The sequence below is a fragment of the Clostridium sp. AT4 genome, from assembly GCF_001517625.2.
Taxonomy (GTDB): Bacteria; Bacillota; Clostridia; order Lachnospirales; family Lachnospiraceae; genus Enterocloster.
This window is the reverse complement of record NZ_LN999828.1, coordinates 433,125-460,063: the sequence shown is the minus strand read 5'-3', so window position 1 is coordinate 460,063 and position 26,939 is coordinate 433,125. Positions and strand designations below refer to the sequence as shown.

The 26,939-nt window shown below is 45.4% G+C and carries 32 protein-coding genes and 2 tRNA genes; 7 read left to right on the top strand and 27 right to left on the bottom strand.

The annotated features are described in order from the left end of the window. Positions 1–54 precede the first annotated feature (54 nt). From BN3656_RS08455 to BN3656_RS08425, 7 genes are all read right to left on the bottom strand, one after another. A complete protein-coding gene (locus tag BN3656_RS08455; protein WP_066546553.1) occupies positions 55–1,125 on the bottom strand; it encodes a hypothetical protein in 1,071 nt (356 codons plus the stop codon). A 145-nt stretch (positions 1,126–1,270) separates the two neighbouring features. Further along, on the bottom strand, positions 1,271–1,999 hold the full coding sequence (locus BN3656_RS08450) for an ATP-binding protein (protein ID WP_066546551.1): 729 nt from the start codon (positions 1,997–1,999) through the stop codon (positions 1,271–1,273). Next, positions 1,992–2,777: a hypothetical protein gene (locus tag BN3656_RS08445; protein ID WP_066546549.1), complete on the bottom strand. Its 786-nt coding sequence runs from the start codon at positions 2,775–2,777 to the stop codon at positions 1,992–1,994. Before BN3656_RS08445 ends, BN3656_RS08450 begins: the two co-directional genes overlap by 8 nt. 18 nt (positions 2,778–2,795) lie before the next feature. Continuing rightward, positions 2,796–3,140 carry a hypothetical protein gene (locus tag BN3656_RS08440; protein ID WP_066546547.1) on the bottom strand — a complete coding sequence of 115 codons (345 nt, stop codon included), beginning with the start codon at positions 3,138–3,140 and terminating at the stop codon, positions 2,796–2,798. Between the two features lie 90 nt (positions 3,141–3,230). Then, positions 3,231–3,503 (bottom strand): hypothetical protein, encoded by a 273-nt coding sequence (locus tag BN3656_RS08435; RefSeq protein ID WP_143331339.1) that lies wholly within the window; start codon positions 3,501–3,503, stop codon positions 3,231–3,233. A gap of 155 nt (positions 3,504–3,658) precedes the next feature. After that, positions 3,659–4,120 carry a hypothetical protein gene (locus tag BN3656_RS08430; RefSeq protein ID WP_066546541.1) on the bottom strand — a complete coding sequence of 154 codons (462 nt, stop codon included), beginning with the start codon at positions 4,118–4,120 and terminating at the stop codon, positions 3,659–3,661. Positions 4,121–4,358: 238 nt separating this feature from the next. Beyond that, complete coding sequence (locus BN3656_RS08425) at positions 4,359–4,685, bottom strand: helix-turn-helix transcriptional regulator (RefSeq protein ID WP_066546538.1); 327 nt, start codon at positions 4,683–4,685, stop codon at positions 4,359–4,361. A 195-nt stretch (positions 4,686–4,880) separates the two neighbouring features. Between BN3656_RS08425 and BN3656_RS08420 the strand changes: the two genes are divergently transcribed. Continuing rightward, the gene (locus BN3656_RS08420) at positions 4,881–5,963 is read left to right on the top strand and encodes a hypothetical protein (RefSeq protein ID WP_066546536.1); all 1,083 of its coding nucleotides are present in this window, start codon (positions 4,881–4,883) and stop codon (positions 5,961–5,963) included. Here BN3656_RS08420 and BN3656_RS08415 read toward each other — a convergent pair. Further along, positions 5,931–6,185, bottom strand: a complete 255-nt coding sequence (locus BN3656_RS08415; RefSeq protein ID WP_081422909.1) for a helix-turn-helix transcriptional regulator — start codon at positions 6,183–6,185, stop codon at positions 5,931–5,933. The genes BN3656_RS08420 and BN3656_RS08415 overlap by 33 nt on opposite strands. A gap of 189 nt (positions 6,186–6,374) precedes the next feature. On the opposite strand from BN3656_RS08415, the gene BN3656_RS08410 reads away from it, so the two are divergent. Continuing rightward, positions 6,375–7,127 carry a hypothetical protein gene (locus BN3656_RS08410; protein WP_066546533.1) on the top strand — a complete coding sequence of 251 codons (753 nt, stop codon included), beginning with the start codon at positions 6,375–6,377 and terminating at the stop codon, positions 7,125–7,127. 533 nt (positions 7,128–7,660) lie between these two features. Here BN3656_RS08410 and BN3656_RS08400 read toward each other — a convergent pair. The 14 genes from BN3656_RS08400 to BN3656_RS08335 form a co-directional block, all read right to left on the bottom strand. Continuing rightward, complete coding sequence (locus tag BN3656_RS08400; protein ID WP_066546526.1) at positions 7,661–7,972, bottom strand: Uma2 family endonuclease; 312 nt, start codon at positions 7,970–7,972, stop codon at positions 7,661–7,663. A 182-nt stretch (positions 7,973–8,154) separates the two neighbouring features. After that, on the bottom strand, positions 8,155–9,099 hold the full coding sequence (locus BN3656_RS08395) for an L-lactate dehydrogenase (protein ID WP_066546516.1): 945 nt from the start codon (positions 9,097–9,099) through the stop codon (positions 8,155–8,157). Positions 9,100–9,177: 78 nt separating this feature from the next. Further along, a complete protein-coding gene (locus tag BN3656_RS08390) occupies positions 9,178–10,239 on the bottom strand; it encodes a PilT/PilU family type 4a pilus ATPase (protein ID WP_066546506.1) in 1,062 nt (353 codons plus the stop codon). A 15-nt stretch (positions 10,240–10,254) separates the two neighbouring features. Continuing rightward, positions 10,255–10,728: a hypothetical protein gene (locus tag BN3656_RS08385; RefSeq protein WP_066546494.1), complete on the bottom strand. Its 474-nt coding sequence runs from the start codon at positions 10,726–10,728 to the stop codon at positions 10,255–10,257. A gap of 25 nt (positions 10,729–10,753) precedes the next feature. Further along, positions 10,754–11,164: a hypothetical protein gene (locus tag BN3656_RS16830; RefSeq protein ID WP_066546492.1), complete on the bottom strand. Its 411-nt coding sequence runs from the start codon at positions 11,162–11,164 to the stop codon at positions 10,754–10,756. Then, entirely contained in the window at positions 11,161–11,691 is a 531-nt protein-coding gene (locus BN3656_RS08375) for a DUF4860 domain-containing protein (protein WP_066546491.1), read from the bottom strand. Before BN3656_RS08375 ends, BN3656_RS16830 begins: the two co-directional genes overlap by 4 nt. A gap of 11 nt (positions 11,692–11,702) precedes the next feature. Continuing rightward, positions 11,703–12,035: a hypothetical protein gene (locus BN3656_RS08370; RefSeq protein WP_066546482.1), complete on the bottom strand. Its 333-nt coding sequence runs from the start codon at positions 12,033–12,035 to the stop codon at positions 11,703–11,705. A gap of 12 nt (positions 12,036–12,047) precedes the next feature. Next, on the bottom strand, positions 12,048–13,106 hold the full coding sequence (locus tag BN3656_RS08365; protein ID WP_066546480.1) for a type II secretion system F family protein: 1,059 nt from the start codon (positions 13,104–13,106) through the stop codon (positions 12,048–12,050). 17 nt (positions 13,107–13,123) lie between these two features. Continuing rightward, complete coding sequence (locus BN3656_RS08360; RefSeq protein WP_066546478.1) at positions 13,124–14,092, bottom strand: transglutaminase-like domain-containing protein; 969 nt, start codon at positions 14,090–14,092, stop codon at positions 13,124–13,126. 23 nt (positions 14,093–14,115) lie between these two features. Beyond that, on the bottom strand, positions 14,116–14,859 hold the full coding sequence (gene rlmB, locus BN3656_RS08355) for a 23S rRNA (guanosine(2251)-2'-O)-methyltransferase RlmB (RefSeq protein WP_066546476.1): 744 nt from the start codon (positions 14,857–14,859) through the stop codon (positions 14,116–14,118). A 14-nt stretch (positions 14,860–14,873) separates the two neighbouring features. Beyond that, entirely contained in the window at positions 14,874–15,329 is a 456-nt protein-coding gene (locus tag BN3656_RS08350) for a ribonuclease III domain-containing protein (RefSeq protein WP_066546474.1), read from the bottom strand. Next, the gene (gene cysS, locus BN3656_RS08345) at positions 15,314–16,723 is read right to left on the bottom strand and encodes a cysteine--tRNA ligase (protein WP_066546472.1); all 1,410 of its coding nucleotides are present in this window, start codon (positions 16,721–16,723) and stop codon (positions 15,314–15,316) included. The genes BN3656_RS08350 and cysS overlap by 16 nt, the downstream gene beginning before the upstream one ends. A gap of 38 nt (positions 16,724–16,761) precedes the next feature. Continuing rightward, the gene (ispF, locus tag BN3656_RS08340) at positions 16,762–17,310 is read right to left on the bottom strand and encodes a 2-C-methyl-D-erythritol 2,4-cyclodiphosphate synthase (RefSeq protein ID WP_066546470.1); all 549 of its coding nucleotides are present in this window, start codon (positions 17,308–17,310) and stop codon (positions 16,762–16,764) included. A gap of 76 nt (positions 17,311–17,386) precedes the next feature. Continuing rightward, entirely contained in the window at positions 17,387–18,313 is a 927-nt protein-coding gene (locus BN3656_RS08335; protein WP_066546463.1) for a diacylglycerol kinase family protein, read from the bottom strand. A 319-nt stretch (positions 18,314–18,632) separates the two neighbouring features. On the opposite strand from BN3656_RS08335, the gene BN3656_RS08330 reads away from it, so the two are divergent. From BN3656_RS08330 to BN3656_RS08320, 3 genes are all read left to right on the top strand, one after another. Beyond that, positions 18,633–18,705 (top strand) — tRNA-Val (locus BN3656_RS08330). A gap of 18 nt (positions 18,706–18,723) precedes the next feature. Then, positions 18,724–18,797 (top strand) — tRNA-Met (locus BN3656_RS08325). A gap of 126 nt (positions 18,798–18,923) precedes the next feature. Further along, positions 18,924–19,346, top strand: coding sequence for a hemerythrin family protein (locus BN3656_RS08320; protein ID WP_066546460.1), 423 nt, complete (start codon positions 18,924–18,926; stop codon positions 19,344–19,346). A 60-nt stretch (positions 19,347–19,406) separates the two neighbouring features. Here BN3656_RS08320 and BN3656_RS08315 read toward each other — a convergent pair whose 3' ends face one another. The 3 genes from BN3656_RS08315 to BN3656_RS08305 form a co-directional block, all read right to left on the bottom strand. Further along, positions 19,407–21,332, bottom strand: coding sequence for a fructose-specific PTS transporter subunit EIIC (locus BN3656_RS08315; protein ID WP_066546456.1), 1,926 nt, complete (start codon positions 21,330–21,332; stop codon positions 19,407–19,409). 3 nt (positions 21,333–21,335) lie between these two features. Further along, positions 21,336–22,256, bottom strand: a complete 921-nt coding sequence (gene pfkB / locus BN3656_RS08310) for a 1-phosphofructokinase (RefSeq protein WP_066546450.1) — start codon at positions 22,254–22,256, stop codon at positions 21,336–21,338. Between the two features lie 174 nt (positions 22,257–22,430). Further along, a complete protein-coding gene (locus tag BN3656_RS08305) occupies positions 22,431–23,291 on the bottom strand; it encodes a MurR/RpiR family transcriptional regulator (protein ID WP_066546447.1) in 861 nt (286 codons plus the stop codon). Between the two features lie 232 nt (positions 23,292–23,523). Between BN3656_RS08305 and BN3656_RS08300 the strand changes: the two genes are divergently transcribed. Further along, entirely contained in the window at positions 23,524–24,189 is a 666-nt protein-coding gene (locus BN3656_RS08300; RefSeq protein WP_066546445.1) for a phosphatase PAP2 family protein, read from the top strand. Between the two features lie 79 nt (positions 24,190–24,268). Here BN3656_RS08300 and BN3656_RS08295 read toward each other — a convergent pair whose 3' ends face one another. Together BN3656_RS08295 and BN3656_RS08290 are read right to left on the bottom strand one after the other, a co-directional pair. Then, on the bottom strand, positions 24,269–25,288 hold the full coding sequence (locus tag BN3656_RS08295) for a glycosyltransferase family 2 protein (RefSeq protein WP_066546443.1): 1,020 nt from the start codon (positions 25,286–25,288) through the stop codon (positions 24,269–24,271). A 45-nt stretch (positions 25,289–25,333) separates the two neighbouring features. Beyond that, a complete protein-coding gene (locus tag BN3656_RS08290) occupies positions 25,334–25,783 on the bottom strand; it encodes a CPBP family intramembrane glutamic endopeptidase (RefSeq protein ID WP_066546440.1) in 450 nt (149 codons plus the stop codon). Between the two features lie 151 nt (positions 25,784–25,934). Between BN3656_RS08290 and arcC the strand changes: the two genes are divergently transcribed. Beyond that, positions 25,935–26,867 carry a carbamate kinase gene (gene arcC, locus BN3656_RS08285; RefSeq protein WP_066546437.1) on the top strand — a complete coding sequence of 311 codons (933 nt, stop codon included), beginning with the start codon at positions 25,935–25,937 and terminating at the stop codon, positions 26,865–26,867. Positions 26,868–26,939 lie beyond the last annotated feature (72 nt).

The window sequence follows — 26,939 nt, the reverse complement described above, 5'->3', positions numbered from 1 at the left end:
CTCTTAAAAATTTCTTCTATGGAAATCCCTGTCACATTTGAATATTGTGTCGGACTAAAATATAATACTATGTTTTCCATTCTGTACCTCTTTCTTTTCTGTAACAAAAGGCGTATCAGAAGAATCACAGAAAACAAATGGATTCTCTATCATCCCGTCAGCCTCAACCTGTAAATATTCCTGTACACTGTAATCTCTGTATTTTCCTACATCATAATAATGCCGTACAATTTTTATACGTGCCAACAGTGCTTCCCAGCTTTCCGGTTCATCCCTTTGTATCTCTTTATGCTGCTGTAATAACGAAATATTGCTTATAATATATACAGTATCATGCAGGCACACCCTGTTTGAATATCGGCATCGTAAAGTGTGGGGCTGTCCATCACAGATTGCAAGGAGCTCCGAGATTTTCAAAGAGCTTCTGTATTCATCCAGCAGGAGAACCCTTGTCCGGGCTGTATCGTATTGATCCCAGACCCCTGTACCTTTATAGTCCATCACAGAGCAGATCTCAGAGGGATCATGGTTCGCATAGACAGAGCTGGTTTTTCCTGTTCTTGTGCGGCCATAAATATAAATAGTAGTAACATCCCTGTACTGTTTTCCCTGTTCTTCATAGAAAGCCTGCCGGTACTGATCCAGCGCAGAAATCTTTAGGGCCATAGAGGGAACCGCCTGAACAATTTCTACATTAGAAGCTCCGTCCTGGACTAATGAGATCATCCGTTCAATATCTGTGCGTCTGCCCTGTATTTCTTCGGATTCGTCGGGACACTCTGTAGATTCATAAAATGTCTCAATATGATTCGTTTCCTTTTTTTCAGAATCGAGATATGCCCCTTCCTTGCGTATGTAATCCCGATTTTGACTGCTGGAAGATGATCTAATGATTTCCACATGGGCATTTCCAAATGCCTTGCTTAATACTCTGGTTGACTGGGGATTGACAAATTTGACATACAAATGAAAATGATCCGTTCCCTGTTCCCCAGTTTCAAAACAAAAACAGTAATACTCTGTTTTCCAACGCTGCATGATCTCTTTGATCCTATCAGAAGATAGCCCTTTTTCTTCTGGATTATTACAGGTAATCTGCATACGCCTTGTACGGGCTGTTGACATACAATGATCACTCCCTTTACTTTAGTAGTGTAAAATGCTAAAACACATAACACATATGTGCCCTAAAGGTTAATACTAGCCTTCAGGGCTTGCCAGAGCTTGCTTGCCATGCTCCGCATGGCAGCGCTCTGGCACCTTTGTGTTGTTATCGGTTGACTGCATCCCATAGATCCCTGTGCATAGCTTCAATGGCCCTTGGAAATGGCACACGGATCTTGGTAAGATTAGTGTCATTTACAGTACAATATCCTACTCCGGTAGGACAGGTTTCTATATCATCCTTGAAGTTAGGCATAATCATGTTGATGGTTTCCTTGGATGGAGCCTGCAATAATACTTTATGGGAAAAGGACTCTCTGGATCCGCTGCTGAATAATTCTCCTAGCGGCTTCTGGCAGCTCACAACAACATGGATTTTCTTTGCACGGCTCAAATTAAGAAGTCGGGCCATTTTCCCCATAATGTCTTTCTGCTCTTTGGATGCCATTGAACCGATCCAGCTTGGATATTCGTCTATGTAAAGTACAAGCCAGGGAAATTCGTCATTTCGTCTTAGCCGATCTTCAAAGATAGAATAGAACTCTAAAAATCCATCGGTGGTGTCATCAAACACAAAATATCGCTTGGCACCATCCAAATATGCAAAATCTATGTTCTTATAATCTAAAACATAAATTTCACACCCGTGTAAATGGCGGGCAATGCGGGAGAGCAGCCCTTGGGCCAAAGTTGTTTTTCCAGAGCCGGACGGCCCAGATAATAAAATCCGGTAACCGTCCTTTGCCATATCCCACTGGATCCAGTTTTCTACCCCATATTGAAAATGGTTCTCATCAACAAATGGGTATATGATCCCGTTTCTCTCCTCAGTCATAGTCCCGATCCCTTAATACGCTGTTGTTTCCAGACCGCCCAAGCACCTCAGCCATAGCATTGTCATAGGCGATTTTCTGGATATAGCTATCACTGTAATCCAGAGCAAAAGTGACATGGATGTAAGTTTTCATATCCTCTACTTTATCAACATAAAGGAAATGATCATCCCCTACGCTTATCAATGGCGGCAGTCCTCTGGTTCTGATCTTTTGATCGACAAGCCCTTGAAGAACTGATTTAACCATAGTTACATCCAAGGGCTCTACACATACTTTAGGAAGTGCATAGCGCAGATATATGATTCCGCTCCTAATATAGGAATCCAATGAAGGAGACCCCATATCCTCTACCCGGATCGGTCTGTCGCAGGAACACAGCTCTTTAAAATTAGGTGCATTAGCAATTTCTGTGAACAGGAATCGCCCAACAATGGTGTAAGCACCTTTCGCAAAACGCTCTTTCTGTGCATCAGTGGCCCGGTTCATCTCCATTTGCATCCGTGCTTTTTCCGCCTTCTTCTCGTTGTGGCGGTAGATCAGATAGCTGCCCCCGGCACAGGAGGCAGCCAGACCGAAAAAATGCCGATCTACGAAGCGATAAATGGAATCAAACAATATTCCCATGGCTTTCAGAAAAACAATCAGCACCGCTACAATAGCTATAATCGCAGCAAAGCCAAGCAATGATTTGCGGATGATCCCCTTGGAACGGGCCGTTTCCAGCCCGATCCGCAAGGATTCTTTTACTTTCCGTACTGCTTCTTTCAAAGAATCCATCTTATGTACTCTCCTTTCTTACTCCATGATGGCCTTATCGTTATTCGCAACTCGCTTAATTGAATCATAAATCACACGATCCCCTCGATCGCGAGTTGTCCGCTTCGTACCACGGAATTCATACACCACACCTTTTTCAAGAGCTGCATAGACTTCTTCTGTGACTCTTTCTTCGCCAAATTCAGAATCATCATTCTGGCTGACAATCACTCTAAAAGTCTTTCCCTGTTTTCCATCAATCACATAGGGAATTACCTTCTTACCCATAGTTTTCATTACTGACATTACTCTCATTGAATTTACCTCATCTTTCCATTTTTTAGGGGTCGGGATAATCGCCCGACATTCTCTTATGATTTTCATAAAATTCCTTCCTATTTTCTGTACCTAGGATTTCAGAAAATATTTTAGAATATGCTGGGAGGCAGGAACGCCCTGTCCTCCCAGTGTTTTTTATGATCCGTTACTTCCTTCTAACGCCGGACAATATAAATATGGTTGAAACAGATTTTGCAGTGTTATCGCCTTGGTAAGATACGCATCTAACTCACTTAAATATTCTTGCAGTGTACAAAGAATGTTTGGATCAGTTTCAATCAATACTGCTTTCTTGAGAGCTTCCTGCAAAACCTCAAGGTCTGTAAAAATAAGATGAAACACTTCATAAGCATAACATGAACTAAGACGTTCGCCATTCTTTAAATAAACCAATGCTCTTTCCATCATAGCGATATCTTTTTTATCCCTTGAATCTTAGGTGCAGAAAATGTAAGTAAATTGATATTTTTTAAACTATTACTATCCATATTTATAAATTCCCTTCCTACTGTTTAATTGTTTTGAATGGAGGAGCTCCCGAAAAAGGAGCCCCTTCGCCAAAGTCATCGGCCTGTTTTTTCGACTATGTCTAAAAATCTATTTTTAAAGGTTTCCCTATCTATCAGTATCGGTTTCGCTTTTACCCGGATACGGTTTCTTTGTGCACACCCTACCATAATCTTCTTTTGCTCTTTGATCTTTTCATAAAGCTCTGTTGCCTCTGTTACAATCACTTGTAATTTATGAATTGTATCCTCGCTCAAATGGGCAGCTTCTAAAAACTCCTCATTATTCAGACTATTTGCAAGATGTAAACGGTACTGATTCAAATACGGATTCAGAATTTTATTAACCTTGTGCTTCCATTCAAAAACTGTCTCCTGAATTTCATATGGCGAACAAGTTTCCAACGAATCATTGACATTCTTCATTTCCTGCAATGTTTCTTCAACAACGGGTTTCTGTCCAGTCCAGTCCCGAATCATAATTCCAATATGCTCGTCTGTTAATATCATTACAATCATTATTTCACCTCATATTACATATGTTTATTTACGCTGCCAAAAGCTTGATCGGAGCCTTTGGCATTTATTTAAATAAGCACGCGTGCTTTTGTTGTTTCTTTGTATGTTTAAATGATACAGTACTCTTTATATTTTTTATATAGCATGCACGATAATTTCTTTGCATCTAACGATAATTTTTCATACAAACGCAAAAGGAGCAGAAACCTAATAAAGCTGGTTCTGCTCCTAAAATTAGTTATTTTTGAAGTAGATGAGATATTTTTGTTCTAAGTTCGATATCTTTTTCTTCTTTACCTGTTAATAAGTATCTAACATCACACTCGAAATAGTGAGCGAGAACCCAAAGAAAATCGCTAGGAATCATGGATTCTCCAGTTTCATATTTGCTGATTGTTGCTACAGATGTTACATATCCTACTTTACTAAGATCATCACAAAATTCACGTTGTGATCTAGGCAGACGAAATTTTCGTATCCTGTCTCCGATGTTTTCAGCCTCCTCTGAATACTTACAATCTACTGCTCTACTCGTTAATTTCTTCATCTGTGTAGAAGTTTTCATATCGCTCCTTTGCCTAGTGTGTGCGCACCCATTAGGGCTTTACGTTTTTTTGTAGCTAGCGTAGATATATCGTACCTCAAACCCCTTCAAAAAGATTCAGACAATCCAAGGAAGAAAAAACAAGAAAAAATGGGACTATACAAATCACAATTTTTAGAGTATAATATTTAACCACCATTTTCAAAGGAGGGACAAATGAGCATAAAAAAGAAGAATATTCAAATCAGCACCAATAAAAAAAAGCCCTTAAGATATGGGCTAGGTCAAGTATTAGAATTACGTTTTAAATCTCCATCTTTAAAGGAACGTCTTGAAATATATCGGCTTGATAAGAATTACTCCCAAACGCAAATGATAGACGAAATGAGTTCTGCATTAAATACTTCAACTGATAATATAAAAAAATGGCTTTCTGGATCTAGCAGGCAAATACCACAAGAGTATGTAGAAGACATTTTAAAGTTATACAATTTACCATCTAATCCTACATATCACGAAAGAGTTATTTATACAGAACTTTTAACAACATATGGAAGTATACATTCTATAGTAAGCAAAGACCAAAAAAAGCCAAATAAAAAACTTTCAAATACTGAAAAAGAAGAGCGCCGTAAGACTGCTGCTGATTCCGTAACACAATACGATATTGAACAAGAACAAGCATCATACGATGATGCAATAGGGTGGGATAATTATATTCCTGTCATTTTTGAAAATTTTACGGAGCTTTCCCCATTAAAAAAATATATACTATGTACTTTTTTTGAGGTCTATAATAGAATACCACAAATGGCATGGGAATTTGCAAAAGAATACTCATGCCTTAATGATCAAGGACAAACTCTAATATTTGATTATATGAAAAGGAAATTTTCCATTATAGAAAAACAACGAGTTACATTTTCGCAAGAAGAAAAGATGAGTTTGTCTCTTTTTAAAAAAATGGCAAAATTCGATTTTTATAATTTAAAAGAATTTCCAAAAAATACAGATATTGATTCAATAACAGATTCATTTTCAAAGAAGTTATTAGATTTAAATATACCGGCACCGGCTTACTTAGAAGATATGGTGTTGTATTCCGAAATTGAGACAGATGAATGGGAAATTATCCTTTATTTTATTCAATTAGGTACTCGATATAACCCATGTGATACAACAGAGCTCTCTCCCGTACAGCAAAAAGCCTTTGAGTTGATAAATATTTTATACAATGAGTTTGAATTAGGCTTTAATATTGATGAGTTATCCCCTACAGGACAATCCGAAGAGTTCTAATAAAGAAACATCTAATATTTTAGAAATTGCAACAAGCTCATATGCCGTAATATGTGCTTGTTCTTTTTCGTACTTAGAATAAGCCTGTTTGGTGGTTTTACATCCCAGTAATTGTAATTCACGCACCATATATGCTTGTGTATATCCACGCTGTTCTCGGAGCTGCTGTATATTATGGCCTAAAGCTATATGATGATCTGATTTTATTTTAGTTTCAGACATTAAAATACCGCCCCTTCCAAAAATCTATAATACAGTCATTATAGAAATCTTTATGGGTGAAGCGGTCGCAAATAAAGGACTTTTTTATTAAAATCTCTTGTAATTATATATTATATGCTATATAATAAACACTAGAAAATGAAAATATTTATATTTTAAATTTCAATAATGCAAAAGGAGGAAACCCAAATGAAAAAGAGAATCATTATCACAGCATTATCCGTAATGCTCGCATCATCATCAATCATCCCAGCTTACGCTGCTCTACCGGCTAACGCTTCTACTGATGTGGAGGCTGGTAATGGATTCAAAGATACGGAAGCTTTTAATTACTGGGCAGATCAGTACACAGACGAACTCAATAAAATTGAAAATCCGAAAGATAGGTATCGTCGTATCGTCGAGTTAGTCGTAACTAGCTGGGATCCAGTTAAAGAGATGGTTGGCGGTCAAGACGCTGTGGATGCTTACCTGCGCGGTGAAATAGGAGGTGATCAGGCATCCTACGTGGTTAAACGTATGTGTGATAATACTGGAATTGAAGCGACGCAAGGAAGGTATCTACAGGATGGGTATCCGAACTCGACAGCTTATGTTAAAATCGATGATACTGTGTATTGCTACAGTCGGTCGGCATTAGAATTATGGGGAATGGATGATAAATATATGTTTATAGACCATAATTTTAATGGTATAGAGATTGGTAATCCATTTGCTCCAAGAGAACAAGAAGTTGAAGTAGCTAAGAGTACTTTTTATAAGTTCACTGATATGGTTAATTATGTTTACATGCACGACACAGATGGCACACTATACAGTGTGGATCCCGCAATCATGTCTGATACTCTAGCTGGTACAGCCAAATTCTATAAGTGTGTAGCTGGAAAGCTGATAGCCATAACAGAGGAAGAGGCTGTCACATTGGGATATGTTGAGGAGTAAACGTTTACTAGCTTTTATACTTTCAGTGTTGCTCTTATGTGGCAATACAGTAACCGCGTTCGCGGATAATCTAGGTAATAGTTATGTACCTGAAACGCCACCACCAATTATAGGTGGTGGTGGAGGTAATCCGACTTTCGCTACATATAAGAACTGGGGATTTCGTATCACCATGGCGCCGGCAGATAAGTGTTGCAAATATGCAATCAAGCCAGAAAGACAATTTGTCCTTTCTGGCTCATTTAATGATGGGAAGTAATCTCATCTTTAGATCAGGAGGTCAAGGGCAAGCGTTGTGCCTTTGGCACCCTTGACTTCCTTATTTCCCTACTTTTTATTTTCATTTTTGTGGGGTCGAGTTTGGGGTCGAGTACGGAAGAGCTTCCCTCAAACCTCCTGTTTTACTGGTTTTTTTGAGCCGATCTGGGTCCGATTCCCGTCAGTAGCTGTAAAAAACCCTTGTGTTTGCAAGGGTTTTTTCTTTTATCAAAAATGCCCGGTACAAAACCGGGCAAAATTCCCATCGGCAGCCGTCACAGTAATTGACTGATGTTGATAGACAGATCGGCGTAGATTCCCACCTTGATATTACTTTCAAAAGGAAAAATAATGGGAGCAAACTCTGACGGATCCTGTTCATTCAGATATACTGTTGTACATTTTTTTAACGGATCAACAATCCAGTATTCCCGGACTCCAGACTCCAGATACAGGGAAACCTTATGGGCGTAATCCATCCGACGGCTTCCGGGCGATACTACTTCTACGATAAAGTCAGGAGCTCCAGAACATCCGCGGTCTGTCAGCTTGTCGGGATCACAGATGACGGAAATATCCGGTTCCACCTAGTTTTTATCATCAGCGCCCAGTAATCCTTTGAGGTATACCGTTCTTTCAATAATGGCATAAAACCATCCTTTCTTTATGGGAAGACAATGATGTTGATACCTCTATACAATAACATAAACATTGCATATTGTACAGGTATGCCCTTCCCAAACGCTGCATATGCCGCGGCCTGCTTTGCTCACACAATCCCCTCAAAACTTTCCCTCAGGGTTTTACAGGATTTCCCAAACTTTTCCATCTCCTGTTCCGACAATGAAAGCTCCAAAACACGCTGGACTCCATTTTGATTGATGATGCAGGGAACGCCTGTATAGATGTCTCTCTGACCGTAATCTCCCCGAAGCATAGCAGATACGGTAAGGACACTGTGCTCATCTCCCAAAATAGCCTTGGTAATTCTGGTAAGAGCCATTCCAATGCCGTAATAGGTGGCCTGTTTTGCCTCGATAATCCGATATGCTGCCGTCCGCACCTCTTCTTCAATATGATCCAGACAGCTTCTCAACTCATTTTCCCCATTTTTTCCCAACTCTAAAATAGGCTTGGTTGCAAGAAAGGCCTGACTCCAGGGGACAAATTCGCTGTCTCCATGCTCTCCCATTACATACGCATGGACATTTCTGGGATCAACCCTCAAATATCCTCCCACCAGATACCTAAGACGTGCCGTATCAAGAGCCGTTCCGCTTCCCAGAACCCTTCCGGGATTAAATCCCGACAGTACACAGGTAATCCTTGTCATAATATCCACCGGATTGGTAGCCACCAGAAAGATACCGTTAAAGCCAGAGGAAATCACAGGTTCTATAATCGAACGGAAGACCTCTGTATTTCGCCTTAAAAGATCCAGACGGCTTTCTCCCGGCTTCTGGGCCACTCCCGCCGCTATGACAACAATATCTGCATCACGGCAGTCCTCATAATTTCCTGCTGATATTTTCATATTGGAAGCTGCAAACGCAAGCCCGTGGTTTAAATCCATGGCTTCTCCCTCCGCCCTTGTCTTGTTGATATCGATCAGCGTTAATTCATCGCAGACAGACTGGTTTAAAAGACTGTAAGCATAACTCATACCCACCATTCCCGTTCCGACAACTGCCACTTTTCTTTTATCCGACCTCATGCAAAGCTCCTTTCCAGATTTAAAAAAGAAGATACCTCATTCAATAAATGGTATCTCCTTTTCATAATGATTTTATGCTTATCTGGACAGCTTTCGTTCCATTAGTTCTCCGTTGCTGCTGTAGGTCACAGCCGTTTCCCTGCTTATAACTCCCTGGCGGAACAGGCGGATCAGGCTGTTGTCCATGGAAATCATTCCCTCCTCCTGAGAAGTGGCGATAATGCCGTCAATCTGATGGATTTTGGATTCGCGGATCATATTGCGGATCGCATTATTTAAAAACATGATCTCAAAAACAGGCTGTACGCCTCCATCTACAGTAGGTACCAGCTGCTGGGAAATGACCGCATTTAAAACCATGGAAAGCTGGGCGCGGATCTGCTGCTGCTGAGCCGGAGGAAAAGCGTCAATGACACGGTCAATGGTATTGGCCGCGCCGATGGTATGAAGGGTAGACAAGATCAGATGGCCTGTCTCTGCAGCCGTCATTGCGATGCTGATAGTCTCATAGTCACGCATTTCTCCCAGCAGGATCACATCCGGAGCCTGACGCAGAGAAGCTCTCAGGCCGGTTACATAGCTGCTTGTATCTGTAGCGATCTCTCGCTGCGTTACTACGCTCTTTTTGTGGCGGTGAAGATACTCAATGGGATCTTCCAGGGTAATCACATGTGCTTCTCTTGACTCGTTAATGGCGTCAATGATACAGGCCAGAGTGGTGCTTTTGCCGCTTCCCGCCGGCCCTGTAACCAGCACCATTCCCTTCGTCATCCTTGAAACATCCATAATCTCCTTTGGAAGATGCAGCGCATCCGCATCCGGAAGCTCAAATCGCACAACACGGATAACGCCGGCCAGAGAACCTCTCTGACGGAAAATATTGGCGCGGAAACGCGATACCCCCGGTACAGCAAAGGAAAAATCATCATCTCCCTCATTCAATACACGTTCTTCGCTCCGGCCGCCGGCCAGCTCATAGATCTGACGGATCATATCGTCCATTTCATCCGGCATGATCTTCTCTGTTCCCTCGCAGATGATCCTGCCGCCAATCTTATAGGAAAAAGGACGGCCCGGTATCAAAAAGATATCAGCTGCCTCCTGCTCCACTGCCGCTGTAAGAAGCTCCATTACCTTCATATCGTTTCCTCCTTATTATGTACCCGAACGATCTTTGCCGTCCCAGACCTTCACTGTATCATCAATTTCATATTCACCGCTGTCATATACATACCAGGACCGGATCTCATACCGTTTGTCCCCCTCTTTTAACTCCAGATCAATGTGCAGGGACTGTCCCCGCTCCATGGGAATTTCTGTAAAAATAAGGCCGGTCTGCTCATCATAACCATTTCCCGGCTTGGCCGCCAGAGCCTCCAACTTTTCCTCTAAAGACCGCCCTGCCATCTGCTGCAGCATCCGGTCTGATCCAGCCAGCCACTGCTGTCCTTTGGAATCTGCTTCATAAAATTCCTTTGCAGCCTGAGCGCCCCTCTCTGCCAGCTCCAGATCGCCTCTGGCACTGCTTAAAGAAAGAAGGCCGAAGGTAGACAGACAAAGCACGATAAAGATCAGGATCAGCGATGACAGCCCTATATTCACTTTATTTCTGGATGTTTGTTCCGCCATGGCTTATTTCCTCCCGCTTCTTTTTTCAAGGCTCATACTGGCTGCCTTCCAGGCTGTAGATCACAGTACCGTCTGTTTCTTTATCCCCTTTTGTCACATCCACCCGGATCTGCTTCATAGAATCATCCATTTCTACTGTGATCTCTGCCTCATAGGCCAAAACAGCTCCTGACTCTGCCGCCTCCCTTTGCGTATATGCCTTCCAGTCCTTATCCCAGACCGTCTGAAGCTCTTCCTCTCGTTTCCCGGATTTCAGCTCTTCCATCAGGCTCTGGGCCGCAAGCACAGCATGATTCAGATCATCTGCCTTCCGGCTCAACCGGTCTGCTCCTGCAAATACGGAAACACAGATGGAGGCACAGACAATAAAAAAACCGACGACTGCCAGCATCTCCATCAAAAACGGTTCTGAACCGGACCCGCTTCTTCTGTTCATCCTTCTATCCCCCCGCTTTCCGACTCACCAAAAACAGGATTTTCAGCCAGACTGCCGCTTCTAAGAGAAAGAGACAGAGTTCCCCCGTTCTCCCCTTCCGTACGGATATGGAGAACATTTCCCTCTCTGGAAAAAGACAGTCCTTCACATTCCAAAATTTCCAGACCATCCTCCAGTCCAAGGCCGCTGCCGGTATCAGTAAAAAGCTCCCTGATACTGCCGTCCAGCCAGTAAATCCAGGTCACATAATCTGTCCCGCCAATCTGCTGGCGAAGCTCCAGTACCTGTGTTCCTTCTATTTCTTTTATGTCTGTCATCCCGGCACGGTCTCCCTGACGCACCTTATTTGCTATATAGCTTAAGGCAGTGGAGCTGCTGAAATTTTTATCGCTTCTGGCAGTGATATTTTCATACACGCGACTTCCTGTCAGAACGGTAAAAAGAGCGCTTAAAATAAATACCAGAAACAGCAGCATGGTAAAAAGGCCGCCCATCAGCTGGCCTCTTTTCCCCGTTTTCCGCTCCATACGTTTCCCTCCTATTCCATAACAGGCACTACTGTGATATCCGGCATCACATTGGAGGCAAAGCCATCATAAAACACATTGTATTTTTTCCGGTTGATCATTACCCCGTAATGCTCCTCCAGATACTCGATACTTGGCGGATATCTCCCCTCAATGGCATAGCACTGCACGCTTGCTCTTGCTATGGCCTTTTTCAGGGTTTCCTGATCTCCGGCTGTGGTCCTCTCTCCAAACTGTACAGAGAACAGGGTAAGAAACAGGATTGCTGCCATCATAAGGAGCATCGAGCCGATCATGCCCGCAAGACCCCGTCCTCTTCGGTCCTGCCCGCGTTTTACTCTCATATCCAGCTCCTCCTAACCGATTGCAGAAAGCACGCCTACCAGAGGCAGCATCACGGAAAGCAGCACCAGTCCCACTGATACAGCCAGCACAGCTACGATCGTAGGCTCAAACCGGGCGATCATTCCGTCAATGGCAGAATCCGCCATTTCCTCATAATCCCCGGAAATTTCCTCCATTACCTGATCCAGATGGCCGCTGCGGCTTCCCACCTTAATCATCTGAATATAAAAACCGGAAAAAAGCCCTGCTGCCTTCATGGCGTCATAGTAGCTTTCTCCCTCTTCCAAACGTCTGGAGCAGTCATCGATCTGACCGGCCACTGTTTCATTTTCAGCCAGCTCTTTGGCTAATTCCATACTCTTTTCCAGTTCCAGCCCGCTCTTTAAGGTCAGAGCCAGCACAGAGGTAAAGCGGCGCAGCGCAACTGCTCTGGCAATACGGCTGCGGTTTTTTACTGCTGCGACGCCCTTTTCCACCAGTGAAAAACGCTTTCCGAAACGGGCAGCAATCCATATCACGGCCGCAGTTGCACCAGTTACAGCTGCCAGAACCAATGCTGCGCCGCTTAAAATGCCTCCCAGACGGATTGCTGCTGCAGCCGCAGGCGGAAGGCTGGCTCCCAGCTGCTCATATACCCTTGAAAACACCGGCATTACCTTTGTAAAAAGCACGAATAGAACCACTAACAGCATGAGAATCATCATTGCGGGATAAGTGGCCGCATTTTTTACCGCCTTTAAAAGCCTGGCTTCTTTCTCATAATAATCAGAAAGGGATTTCATCATCTGATCCAGCGTACCTGTCTGCTGCCCCAGTCTGGCCATACGGACGATATAGGGGGGAAACACGCCTGTATCCTCCAGCACCTTAAAGAAAGGATCTCCAAGTTCTGCGCCCTCTGCCATATAAAGAAGCATGGCCTTTTCTTTTTCCTCTGCCGCATCCTCTGCCATGATCGTCAGCCCTTCCTCCAAAGGCACAGCCGCCTCCAGCAAAAGGGCAATCTGTAAGCAGAAGGCGGACAGCTCCTCATAGGAATACCGATCGTATTTCTCCCCCTGTTTTTCCATTTTCTCTGTCCTCCTGACTAATAGCTGTATTTCGCCTGGTAATTGGCTCCGTTTCCTATATACTGCATAATCTCCTGGCTCTGGTTGCCGGAGGATGCAAAGGTCGGATCCATCAATTTCCAGCTGGTTCCGTCAAAATAAATGATATTGTCCACCCAGCCCTGGCCTTCCAGATATACATTGATCCAGGCGTGATACAGGTTTCCTGTATATCCCACCACCAGCTTGGTGGGAATGTCCTGAGAACGGAGCATGGCCGTCATAAGAGCCGCATAGTCAAAGCAGATCCCTTTTTTCTGGGCCAGCACCAGATCCACATTGGGAAGATAGCCGGACTGTACGGAACTGGCCTTTGCCGTATCATAAGTCAGATTCTTAACCACATAGTTGTAAACAGCCGATACCACGCCAAGCTGATCTGTAACGCCTGCCGAAAGCTCTGCTCCCTTTTGAACTGCCGCACTGGCAGAATTAAAATTCACATACTGGTTGGGATACAAAAAAGGACCGAAGGGATTGGAAATGGATACGTCCAGATTCTGGCTGAAGGCCTGGGAATACTGATTCCCCTGAATATTTTCAAACACCTTTACCTGATAGGAGCCGTTTCCCTCCGAAAGAGGAAAAACTTCATAAACACCGCTGTTATTTAAATCATATGTATATGTTTCTGAACCGTTTTTGGAAATCTGAACCTTAATTTTTCCTACACTGCCGGTATATTTCACCATTAGATAGCCCTCAGATGTATTGGACACATCCAGAGTGGCCTTATCATTTTTATATACCGTCACACCGGAAGCAATGGGAGTACGCACATAGCTTCCGGCAGGCTTATCATACAGCGGCACCTGTGTATCCTCGATCACTGCTGTCTGAGACGCTTTTGCCGGAAATGCTCCAAAAAGGCCACAGACACCTACCACAGCGGCTGTCAGAACCGCTGCCCCGGAAATGTTTCTTCTGTTTTTTCGGATTCTCTCCATTCTTTCTTCCTCTTTCCAAACTGCTATTTTGCCAGCCTCTGGCGGACAATCTCATAGGCCAGAACACCTGCTGCCACAGAGGCATTTAACGAATCAATATCTCCCTTCATGGGAATGGAAGCTGTCATATCACAGTGCTCCCGAACCAGCTTGCTGACGCCCTCGCCTTCATTTCCGATCACAAGGCCGATGGGACCTGTAAGATTCATGCGGTACATCACGTCCCCTCCCATATCGGCGCAGACAAACCACAGCCCCTTTTTCTTAAGATCCTCCATCACTGCGGTAAGGTTCGTCACCTTTGCCACAGGGGTATAATTAAGCGCACCGGCTGAGGTCTTGGCCACCGTGGCAGTCAGCCCCACTGCCCTGCGCTTTGGGATAATGACGCCGTGAGCACCAGCCAGATTGGCTGTACGGATAATCGCTCCCAAATTATGGGGATCCTCAATGCCATCCAGCAAAAACAAAAAGGGCGGCTCTCCTTTTTCCTCTGCCAGCTTAAGCATATCCTCCACCTGGGCGTATTCATAGGCAGCCGCATAAGCGATCACTCCCTGATGCTTTCCCGTCTCAGAAAGCTGATCCAGACGCTCCTTAGCCACATAGTTGATAATTGTGTCGTGTTTTTTCGCTTCCCTTACGATGGTGCGCACCGGGCCGTCCTGGCAGCCGTCCAGCACAAACAGCTTGTCAATGGTCTTTCCGGAACGAAAGGCCTCCAGCACTGCATTGCGTCCCTCGATGGTCAGTTCTTCGTATCTCATGAAATGTTTCTCCTTTATATTTCCTCAAAGGCTCCTATTTTTTCAAGCCCCAGGCTGATCAACTCTGCAAGACGCTCAAATCTCTCTTCCAGAAACAGCCAGCCCACCAAAGCCTCCATGCCTGTAGCAGTACGGTAATCTGCCATAGTAGCGTGTTTTGCCATGGTAACGGATTTGGCATTGCGCCCCCGTTTATAGACCGCGTGCTCCTGAGGCGTAAGCTCCTCTTCAATGGAGCGGATAAGCTGTGCCTGCGTGCCTGCGTTTACCAGCATCGCGCTTCGTTTATGCATCTTATTTACCTGCATACTTCCACGGTTAATTACTCTGGCGCGGATCATCACCTCATACACCGCATCTCCAATGTAAGCAAGAACCAACGGAGAATAGGAACCGGCATCTACCGGTTCCAGTCTCATGGTCTTTTTATAGTATGCAAGGAAGTCCTTTAATGTTATGCTCTCTTCCACTTTACGCCCTCTCTGGTATCCTCCAGCACGATTCCCATATCCAGAAGCTTTCCGCGGATCTCATCGGCAAGAGCAAAGTTTTTCTCTTTTCTGGCCTGCTGTCTGGCTGCGATCATGGCTTCGATCTCCTCGTCCAGCACCTCTGTCTTCCGCTCTGTGATAATACCAAGCACCTCGCACAGACGTGAAATCAGATCTTCAAGGCCCTTTACATAAGCTGCGGTGGAATCAGCATCTGCTGTAGAGTTAGCAAGCTTTACCAGCTCAAACACAGCGGAAACCGCATCTGCCGTATTAAAATCATCCTCCATGGCAGCCTCAAATTTCTCTCTGAGCCTGTCAGCCTCTGCCATTTTCTCTGTCTCGGCTGCTGTCATATCACCGACCTGAGCCTTTGCCTTCAGTTCCCGCAGCTTATCCATGCAGGTCATAATGCGTTCCAGGCCGTTTTTGGAAGCCTCCATCAGCTCGGCACTGAAATTAAGAGGACTGCGGTAATGGGCGCTGAGCATGAAGAAACGCAGTACCTGCAGATCATATTTCTCCGCAATATCCCGGACAGTGAAGAAATTCCCAAGGGATTTGGACATCTTCTTATTATCAATATTTAAAAAGCCGTTGTGCATCCAGTATGCGGCAAAGGGCTTATCATTGGCGCACTCACTCTGTGCAATTTCATTTTCATGGTGAGGGAAGATCAGATCTTCACCCCCTGCATGGATATCAATAGAATCTCCCAGATAGCGCTTTGCCATCACAGAGCACTCAATATGCCAGCCCGGACGGCCCTGGCACCATGGAGACTCCCAGTAAGGCTCTCCCTCTTTCTTGGGCTTCCAGAGCACAAAATCATTAAGGTCTTCCTTGCCTTCTTCACCCGTTACCTTAATCTCACGAAAGCCAGACTGAAGCTCATCCAGGTTTTTGTGGGACAGCTTGCCGTATTCTGCAAAGGAACGCGTCTTAAAGTACACCGTGCCGTCCTCTGCCACATAGGCGTGTCCCTTGTCGATCAGAGTCTGGATCATATCGATCATTCCCTGAATCTCCTGAGTTGCCTGCGGATGTACCGTAGCAGGCTCCACATTCATATCCTTCATATCCTTTTTGCACTCTGCAATATAGCGCTCGGAAATAATATGGGCATCTACGCCTTCTTCATTGGCCTTTTTGATGATTTTGTCGTCCACATCCGTAAAGTTGGAAACAAATTTCACCTTATATCCCTTGTATTCAAAATACCGGCGCACAGTGTCAAACATGATCATGGGACGGGCATTTCCGATATGGATCAGATTGTATACCGTAGGGCCGCACACATACATTTTCACCTCTCCCGGTGTAATCGGCTTAAATTCTTCTTTTCTCCTGGTTAATGTATTAAATATTTTCATACGATTTCTCCTCGCTTATGATCATTCAGAAACACTGTTCACTTCTGCTCGCAGCCGCAGCCTGAGCAGCCCGGACAGCCTTCTGTCATTATTTTATTATCATAGCAGTAATCCGCTGTTTCCGTCAATAATGTAATTGCCTGAGAAGCAATTCCCTCTCCGCTTCCCGTAAATCCCAGCCCCTCCTCTGTAGTGGCTTTTACGCTGACTCTGGACGGATCCAGATGAAGGGCCTCTGCAATATTCTCTTCCATCTGAGGACGGTAGGAGGCCAGCTTTGGCCTCTGGGCGATGATCGTAGCATCAACATTTTCAATCACATAGCCCTTTTCCTCCAAAAGTGCACCTACCTTACCCAGAAGCTCTATGCTGGAAATCCCCTTATAAGCAGGATCTGTATCCGGAAAATGCTGTCCGATATCTCCCAGAGCCGCTGCCCCTAAGAGCGCATCCATCACGGCATGGATCAGCACATCTGCATCCGAATGGCCTAAAAGCCCCTTTTCATAAGGTATCTCCACGCCTCCCAGAATAAGCTTACGGCCCTCTGTGAGCCTGTGAACATCATAGCCTTGTCCGATTCTCATGTTTCTGTCTCCTCTATTTCGTTCTTTTGATCACAATTCTTTTTAACAGTTCATATTACCGGCCGGAACAGCCGTATTATATCCCCATTCGGATCTGCCGCGAAATGCACTCTGCCCGCAGGTCTGTCTGAGTACCGCAGAATTCTCCATCCACATGAATGGGAAGAGGGGCGTCTGTGTGAATGGAAACCTCTCTGCATTCAAACATCCGTGCTCCCTTATGCTTCTTAAAACGGCCGGTCAAAGCCTGCAGCATCACAGGGATCAGCCGTTTTCTGGAAGAATGGCTTACCACACAGACATTCATCCTGCCGTCGCTTCCGTCTGCTCTGGGAGCAAAAACAAAACCGCCTCCCTCTGATGGCTGAATGTGACAGGATATAAACAGGATATGATTAAATTCCACTTTTTTTACACCATCCAAAAGGATATATCCCCGGCTGGACCGGCATCCTGCCGCCTGACAGAGTCCAAGAAGAAAACAAAAAAGTTTTCCAAGACCCAGCCGCCCCATAATGCCCCGCAGCCTGGAAGCGGATGCCGCACAACACACAGCAGCATCAAATCCCATACCGGCGCTTACCATAAATCTCCGATGAGAAATCTCACTGGAACCCAGAGAAAGCACCCCGTAATCTACCATGGAAAAATGTCTGGGATACAGCTGTTTTTTCAGACAGCATACGGTACGTTTGGGAATGTGGAGACAGCGGGATAAATCATTTCCCGTGCCTGCCGGAATATAACCCAGATCAAAAATCCCATGAAGGACAGCTCCATCAAGAACCTCATTAACCGTTCCGCTTCCGCCGACCACGATCAACAGGCCTGGCTGGCGTTTCTTCTCCGTCAGTTCTCTGGCAGCGATCCTCGCATCACCGACGCTGCCGGTAAGTACCGCTTCATATTCAATATTGTGCAGATCCATATAGCAGGCAATGGCTTTCCACACTCTCCTGCCTCTGCCGGAGCCTGCACTGGGATTTACAATAAAATAGTACATAGGGGCGTAGGGTCCTTTCCTTTCGTCCACACAGCGGAAAGCACAAGCCTGCGCCCGTCCGCCGATGGCAGCATCTACTCTGGAATAAGTATACCACGCCCGTCCCCAAATGAATATAAACCATTAAAAAATTTTCTATAAAATATCGAAAAAATAAATGCTCTCCCATCTCTGAAAATGCCGGAAAACCAGCAAAAATAAGGGCAAAAAAACTTTTTTAAAAAAAATTCAAAAAAGTGTTGACAATTACCACAATTTATCATATACTGTACAAGCAGTCGCGAGTGAGACAAAAACAAACAAGCGACACGCTGGATACGGGGTCTTAGCTCAGCTGGGAGAGCATCTGCCTTACAAGCAGAGGGTCACAGGTTCGAGCCCTGTAGGCCCCATCCATTTCAATTAAATATGGCGGAATAGCTCAGTTGGCTAGAGCACACGGTTCATACCCGTGGTGTCGAGAGTTCGAATCTCCCTTCCGCTACTCTGAAACCCTTGAAGAATCAAGGGTTTCTTTGTTTTTGGTTTGAGTACCTCAAATCATTCGTAGACTTTCCTGCCTCCCCGTGGTATACTTTTGCTATACCATGAAAGCAGGAGGATTTAAGCCATGTATGCAGAATTTACAGATGACCTGATCACAGGAAATGAAATGATCGACAGCCAGCACAGAGAGCTGATCAGCCGGATCAATGACCTCTTAGTCAGCTGTGAGAACCGTTCCAACCAGAGCGGAGCTGCCAGATTATTAAATTATCTGGCAGACTATACGGATTTCCATTTCAAAGAGGAAGAAGCATTCCAGAAGGAAATCGGATATCCGGGCCTGAAGGAGCACCTTGAAAAGCATGAGGAGCTGCGCCGTACCGTACAGGAGCTTCACGATATGCTTACAGACGAAGAAGGCCCTTCTGATGCCTTTGTTTCCAAGGTGGCAGAAAATGTAAGAGACTGGCTCTACTACCACATCAAAGGCTTTGACCGTTCTGTGGCAGAGTACAAGTATATGCGCGACAGCGCCGACCGCATCTAACTGAATTTTTGCACAGCAAAAGCCCGGCCATACCTGATCAGCCGGGCTTGTTTCTATCTGTTATTCTTCTATATTTTTCTTAAGAAGTCCAAGAATCAGGCATCCTGCGACAGCTCCTCCCATCACAGCAGCCAGATACATAAGAGGATTTCCAATGGTAGGTAGTACGAAGATGCCGCCGTGAGGCGCCCTTAAGGTACAGCCGAATGCCATGGAAAGGCCTCCTGCAGCCGCCGCTCCGATCCCACAGGCAGGAATCACGCGAAGGGGATCCTGTGCTGCAAAGGGAATCGCTCCCTCTGTGATAAAGGATAGTCCCATAATATAATTTACAACGCCGGACTGGCGTTCTTTTTCTGTAAACTTCTTCTTAAAAAATGTGGTGCACAGGGCAATCGCGATCGGCGGAACCATACCACCGGCCATCACTGCAGCCATTACCTCAAAATTCCCCTCTGCCAGCTGGGCAGTACCAAATACATAGGCCGCTTTATTAAAGGGACCTCCCATATCAATAGACATCATAGCCCCCAGTACCATTCCAAGCACAATACGGCTGGCACCGCCCATTCCATTTAAGAAATGTGTCAGTCCATCATTGATCATACCCATATATGGGTTGATCAGTGTAGTCATTACAGCAGCCACAAAAATTCCAAGCACCGGATAAAGAAGCACCGGCTTGATACCTTCTAAGGATTTGGGCAGTCTGGAAAAAATCTTTTTAAGCCCCAGCACCAGATAACCGCCAGCAAAGCCTGCAAAGAGAGCTCCGAGAAAGCCTGCATTTACATCACCGCCCGCAGGATTTGCAAAGGTACAGCCCATTTTCGCCACCATACCAGCTACCATACCTACTGCAAGTCCCGGACGGTCTGCGATACTCATGGCAATGAAGCCTGCAAGGATCGGGAGCATCATTCCAAAGGCCTGTTCGCCGATGGTCTTTAAATATGCAGCCAGAGGGGTATTTTTTCCAAAATTGGACGGATCAATGGAATAATCGTCAAGCAGAAACGCTAACGCAATGAGGATGCCGCCACCGATCACAAAGGGAAGCATATGGGATACGCCGTTCATCAGATGCTTGTAAATGGTTCTTCCAATACTTTTATCTCCTTCCGCTTCTGCCTCGGAGGTTCCGCCCTCATGGTGATATACCGGCACTGTACCGCTGACTGCTCTCCGGATCAGCTCTTCTGCCTTGTGGATGCCGTCTGCCACCGGAACCATGATAACGGGCTTTCCGTCAAAACGCGCCATTTCCACATTCTTATCTGCCGCAACAATGATTGCTTCTGCCTCCCTGATTTCCTCTTTCGTAAGAATATTCTGAGCGCCGCCGGAACCATCCGTTTCTGCTTTCAGGGAAATCCCCAGTTTTTTCCCTGTATTTTCCAGATTTTCAGCAGCCATATAGGTATGGGCAATTCCTGTGGGACAAGCAGTGACTGCCAGCACGCGAAAGCCTGTTTTTTCCGGTTCTGCTGCCTTTTCCGGTTCATCCATTTCTTCTTTCTTCCCAAACCGCTCCGTTTCCGCCTGATCGATAACCTCCAGGAACTCCTCCTTTGATCCTGCATGGATCAGAGCTTCCTTAAAACCAGGATTCATCAGCAGGGTGGAAAGCCGGGATAATGCCTCCAGATGTACATCTTCTCCTCCTGCCGGAGCTGCGATCATAAAAATCAAATTGGACAGAGAGCCGTCAAACGCCTCATAATCCACACCCTCAGGCACTGTTATGGCTGCCAGCCCCGGTTCCTTTACTGCTTCTACCTTTGCGTGGGGAATGGCAATCCCTTCCCCGATTGCTGTGCTCCCCAGGCTTTCTCTTGCAAGAATCCCTTCCTTATAACCGGCTCTGTCATTCAGCCTCCCCCCTGCATCCATAAGGGCGACGAGACGATCAATAGCCTCCTCCTTGGAAGCTGCCTTCACTCCCAGTTCAATGCTTTGCTTTTTCAACAATTCTGTGATCCGCATCCTCTACTTCCCTCCATTTTCTGTAAGCTGTGCAAACAGCTCCATGATCATTTTTCTGCTTCCCATACCATCTGAAAATGCCGTCGCTCCTCCGCTGGCCGTTCCCAGACGCAGCGCATAATCGTAATCTCCTGTTTTTAAATATCCTGCCAGAAATCCCGCCACCATGGAATCGCCTGCTCCTACGGAATTTTTCACCGTTCCGCGGCACACTCCCAGTCTGTGGACTTTTCCATTTTCATCGACCAGGATTGCTCCGTCCTTTGCCATGGACACCAGCACATTGACCGCTCCCCGGTCTTTTAGGCTCATGGCGCCATCGATGATCTCCTTCTCCGTCTTTAGTTCCTTTCCAAAGATCTGCCCCAGCTCATGGTTATTAGGTTTGATCAAAAAAGGCTTTAATGGAAGTACCTCTGTCAGCAGATCCCGTTCTGCGTCTACAGCAATGCACACGCCCCGATCCTTTAACTGTTCCATGATCCTACGGTAAATATCATTTCCCACAGCAGCCGGTATGCTTCCGGAAAGCACCAGCACATCCCCGCTCCCTAAACGGTTCAGCTTTTCAAACAGCGCTTCCACATCCTCAGGCCGGATATCCGGGCCCATCCCGTTAATCTCCGTTTCTTCCTCCGATTTCAGTTTCACATTGATACGTGACATTCCACTTTTTACATGGATAAAATCGGATGAGATCCCAAATGCTTTTAACCCCCTTTCAATTTCTTTTCCCGTAAATCCGGCCACAAACCCCAGAGCTGTGCTCTCAACTCCCAGATTTGCCAGCAGCACAGAAACATTGATCCCTTTTCCTCCACAGAAAATATCTTCCTTTACTGTACGGTTGACCTTTCCCTGAGCAAAATGATCCACAGCGATCACATAGTCCAGAGCCGGATTAAAGGTAACTGTGTAAATCATATGTCATCTCCCCTTGTTTATAAGAAATTTAATTTCACATCTATACTATAGTACGATATTTATTTTTCGTCAATATTATTTCTTACGAAATTTTATTTCTCTTATATTTTCATCACTTCAAACAAAAAGACGGCCTCTGCCTGTCAGATACCGTCTCTTTTTTGTACATTTTACCTATATTTCGTTTTTATCCGAGGAAATAGCTTCCTCATGGCGGCGGATATGTTCCATAGCATCCTTCTTTCCCGCCCGCAAAAGAAGATATAAAATTTCAATCACCGCCGTGGCTGTGACCCGTGAAAACCAGAATTCTTCTGTAAGAAGCTTCTCTCTGGTGGCCGTAATAATTTTATGATCACAGATCGAAGCCAGAGGCGAATCCGGGTTATTCGTGATCAGCACCAGCGTACTCCCATTTTCTTTTGCTCCCTGAGCCAGTGTGTTTAACCGCCTGGAAAAACCGGAATTGGAAATAAGGAGCACCACATCCTCCGGCCCCAGATTAAAGGTATAAGCTGCCTGCGTTTCCCAGATGTCTCCGGCCACAGACGGAATACCCAGCTGATTAAACTTAAAAGCGCCGTCCAGAGCCACAGGGATCGTATTTCCCACTGCAGCCAGCTGAACCATACGGGCCTTTTCCAGCTTTTTAAGGATTTCTTCCAGGCTGTGTATATCCATCATACGGACCGTTTCTGTCAGCTCCGCAACCTTATTTGCCAGAATATTGTTAAGTGACTGGGACAGATTCTCCCGGTCAATATCATTTGTCACCTTCCGGCTGTCCTGTTCTTCCCTGAGCACCTCTCTGGCCAAAGCCAGCTTTAGGCTCTGGAATCCCTTAAACCCGCATCTGCGACAAAATCTGGATACCGTAGCGTCGCTTGTGCCGCTGGCTCTTGCCAGCTCCCCCACCGTCATATCTACTGCCTGGGCCTTGTGCTCCATGATATAATCCGCAATCTTCTTTTCCGCCTCAAAAAAGCTGTCATAGAAAGAACAGATCACGCCTAATACGCTTCGTGCTTCACTCATGCCATGTCCTTTCATTTACATGTAAATTTATTTCATATAATAATGATAACACAAGATACATAAAATGAAAAGACGCAGTTTGCAGGGCAACTTCTTAAAGCTCTCGAAACTTTATTAAGATTTCTGTCCAGCTCTTGTTTTTCCATTTTTACCGTGCTATAATTTTGCACATCTACAAATTTTAACAGTTCCTTTACATTCGTTTTAAACTCTTAGAAAGGGAAACAGTTCTATGAAACGAGTTTGTGATTTCTTCCGCAAATACAGCCATATATGGCTTTTAAGTTATTTTTTTATCTATATTCCCTGGTTCTGTTATCTGGAAAAAACAGTGACACGCGATTATCATCTCATGCACGCCCCTCTGGATGATCTGATTCCTTTTAATGAATATTTTATCATTCCCTATCTTCTCTGGTTTGCTTTTGTAGGAGTGACGCTGATTTACTTCCTTATTAAAAGCAAAGAGGATTATTACCGGATGTGCACCTTTCTGTTTTCAGGCATGACCATCAGCCTGATCATCTGTACCTTTTTTGAAAATGGTACCAGTCTGCGTCCGATTCTTGACCCCGATAAAAATATTTTTACTGCTGCCGTGGCTGCTCTGTACCGTACCGATACCTGTACAAACGTATTTCCGAGCATCCATGTATACAATTCCATCGGTACCTATATTGCCATCCATAAAAGCCCTCTGTTTCAGGGAAAAACTGCCTTAAAGGCAGGCGCAGCCATTTTAACCGCAGCGATCTGTCTTTCTACTGTATTTTTAAAGCAGCATTCCGTGATCGACGGAGTCGGCGCAGGAATTATGGCTGCTATGATGTATCATCTTGTTTATGCCTGCAGCCCTGTGGAAGAAGAAAAAAAGATTGTGGAAAAAATTTTAGAATAAGGATCATGGCTGCAAATAAACCAAATAAGCCGCCGGGAAAGCATATCATTTCGCTTCCCCGGCGGCTCTTTTACTTTAGTTAGTTAAATCCATAAAACTTCTGTGTGATCTTGTATCCCAGGATCAGCAGCTCTCTTCCGCCCTTTCCCGGCAGGTTACAGCCCTGTCCCAGAAATCCCCAGCGCAGACGCAGCCACAGAGGGAAATTCTGCTTTTTGAGCCCATTCCACAACTCCTTCTTTTTAGCCAGATTCTCCGCAGTCCCTGACTTGATCGCCAAAACGGAGCAGACAGTCATCATAATTTCCAGATACTGGATCATGTAATGGCGCAGCTTTGGATTGGATATTTTAGTGGCATCATAGTAACCGAGCATGAGCCTCGTAACCCTGAGCTGCTGGTCAATGCGGCCGATCATCACGGATTCATTGACAGACTGATCCGTTCTTCCGATAAAATAGCGGTAAAAATTCACATCCAGATAGTACATATTTTTTACATGGGGAAGGGGCTGGTAGACGAAAATATTGTCTACATAAAAGGTATGCTTGGGAAGCTCCAGCCCGCATTCCTTTAAAAGCTGTGTCCGGTAAATTACGGAATGCATGAGTATGTACTGACCGATCATGAAAAATTTTACATCCTTCCATCCAAAGACGCAGTCCTTTGGAAAGGCGGTATGGTATTTCATCACCTTTTTACGTCTTGCTCCCTCTTTTTCGTATACGAAATTGGTCACCAACATATCCAGAGCTTCCCCCCGGTAAACGAACCGACGCAGGGTTTCCAGAACCTTCTGATATGCTTCCTCATTTACCCAGTCGTCGCTGTCTACGACTTTGAAAAATACGCCCGTTGCATTTCTCAATCCCGCATTGACAGCTTCGCCATGACCGCCATTTTCCTGATGGATCGCGCGGCAGATACCGGGATAGCGCTTTTCATATTCATCTGCGATCTCAGCCGTCCGGTCCTTTGTGGAACCGTCATCTACGATCAGAATCTCCACCTCATCCCCTCCAGTGAGAAGAGAACGGATGCAGTGCTCCATATAAGCTTCTGAATTATAACAGGGTATCGCTACTGAAAGTAATTTCACGTTTTTTCCTCCTTGCATGTATACAGATAAGGACGGCAGGCAGCTTTAGCCGAAGGCCAGCAGGGCTGCCCCATTGGCAGCCGCGTGCATCAGCACCGCCATCCTGTATTTTCCCCAGGGACATTTCTCATATCCCCATGCCAAAACAAAGCCCAGTAAAAAAGCGTAAAGGCCCTGAATCATGTTTCCGTGGTAAAAGCCAAAGGCCAAAGCCGAAAGAAAAGCTGCTGCTTTCGGCCTAAGCTTTCTTCTTAGAAGTCCATAAATACCCAGCCGGAATACCGCCTCCTCCATCATGGGAGCCGCCGCCAGGGTAAGCGCCAGATAATAGGACCGGCTCATACGCTCTGCTGTCTGTACTTCCCCATAAGAAATCATCCATCTCTCGGGCCAGGGGATCAGACGGACCAGTATATTTCCTGCCAAAGCAGCAAGCACCGTCCCAAGGAGCAGCCTCTGCCACCCCGGAGGGAGAAATGATTTCTTTTCCACCATCTGTGTATTCCTCAGTATGTCTGTATTTTGCTGCATGATGCCAGTATATCACGGGTGCATTTCTTTTTCCAGTATCTTTTTTCGTTGCATTTTCAGAGATAATAAATTAAAATAGATATAACAACACCGCATACAAAGAGAGGGACTGAATATGGCAAAAAAACGCATTGTAATGGCTATTGGCCACAAGGATATGGGAACTAATCTTCCGGAACAGAAGGAAGCAGTACAGCGCACTGCAAAGGTGATCGCCGACTTTATCCAGGAGGGCTGGCAGGTCGCTATCGTGCACAGCAACGCCCCGCAGGTCGGCATGATCCACACTGCAATGAACGAGTTCGGACGCCAGCATGACGGCTACAGTTCTGCCCCCATGTCTGTCTGCTCCGCCATGAGCCAGGGCTATATCGGCTATGATCTGCAGAACGGCATCCGCGCCGAGCTGATCCGCCGGGGCATCTATAAGCCTGTAAGCACTGTTTTAACTCAGGTAACGGTAGATCCTTATGATGAAGCCTTCTATACTCCTGTAAAGGTGATCGGAAGAGTGATGAACCGTGAAGAAGCAGATGAGGAAGAGGCAAAGGGAAATCATGTGAAGGAGGTGGAAGGAGGCTTCCGCCGTATCGTGGCATCTCCCCATCCTGTAGCCATTGTAGAGATCGACGCCATCAAGGCTCTTTTAGATGCTGATCAGATTGTCATCGCCTGCGGCGGCGGCGGTATTCCGGTTATGGAACAGGGGTACAATCTCCGGGGTGCCAGCGCGATCATTGAAAAAGATCTGGCAACAGGCCTTCTGGCAAAGGAAACCGATGCCGATGTAATGATGATCCTTACCAGCGTGGACAATGTTACCTTAAATTACGGTACAGACCATGAAGAGCCCATCAAAAACATGACCATCGACCAGGCGAAGGATTACATCAGCCAGGGACAGTTTGAATTTGCCTCCATGCTTCCAAAAATCTCCGCATCCGTAGACTTTTTAGAGTGCGGAAAGGGACGCAAGGCAATTATCACCTCTCTTGACAAGGCCGAAGATGCTTTGAAGGGCGAGGCAGGAACGACTATAAACGGATAACTGGATATACTGTCAATTCTGAGGGAGCCCATAGGGCTCCCTTTATTTTCTGCTTTAGAATTTTACCATACA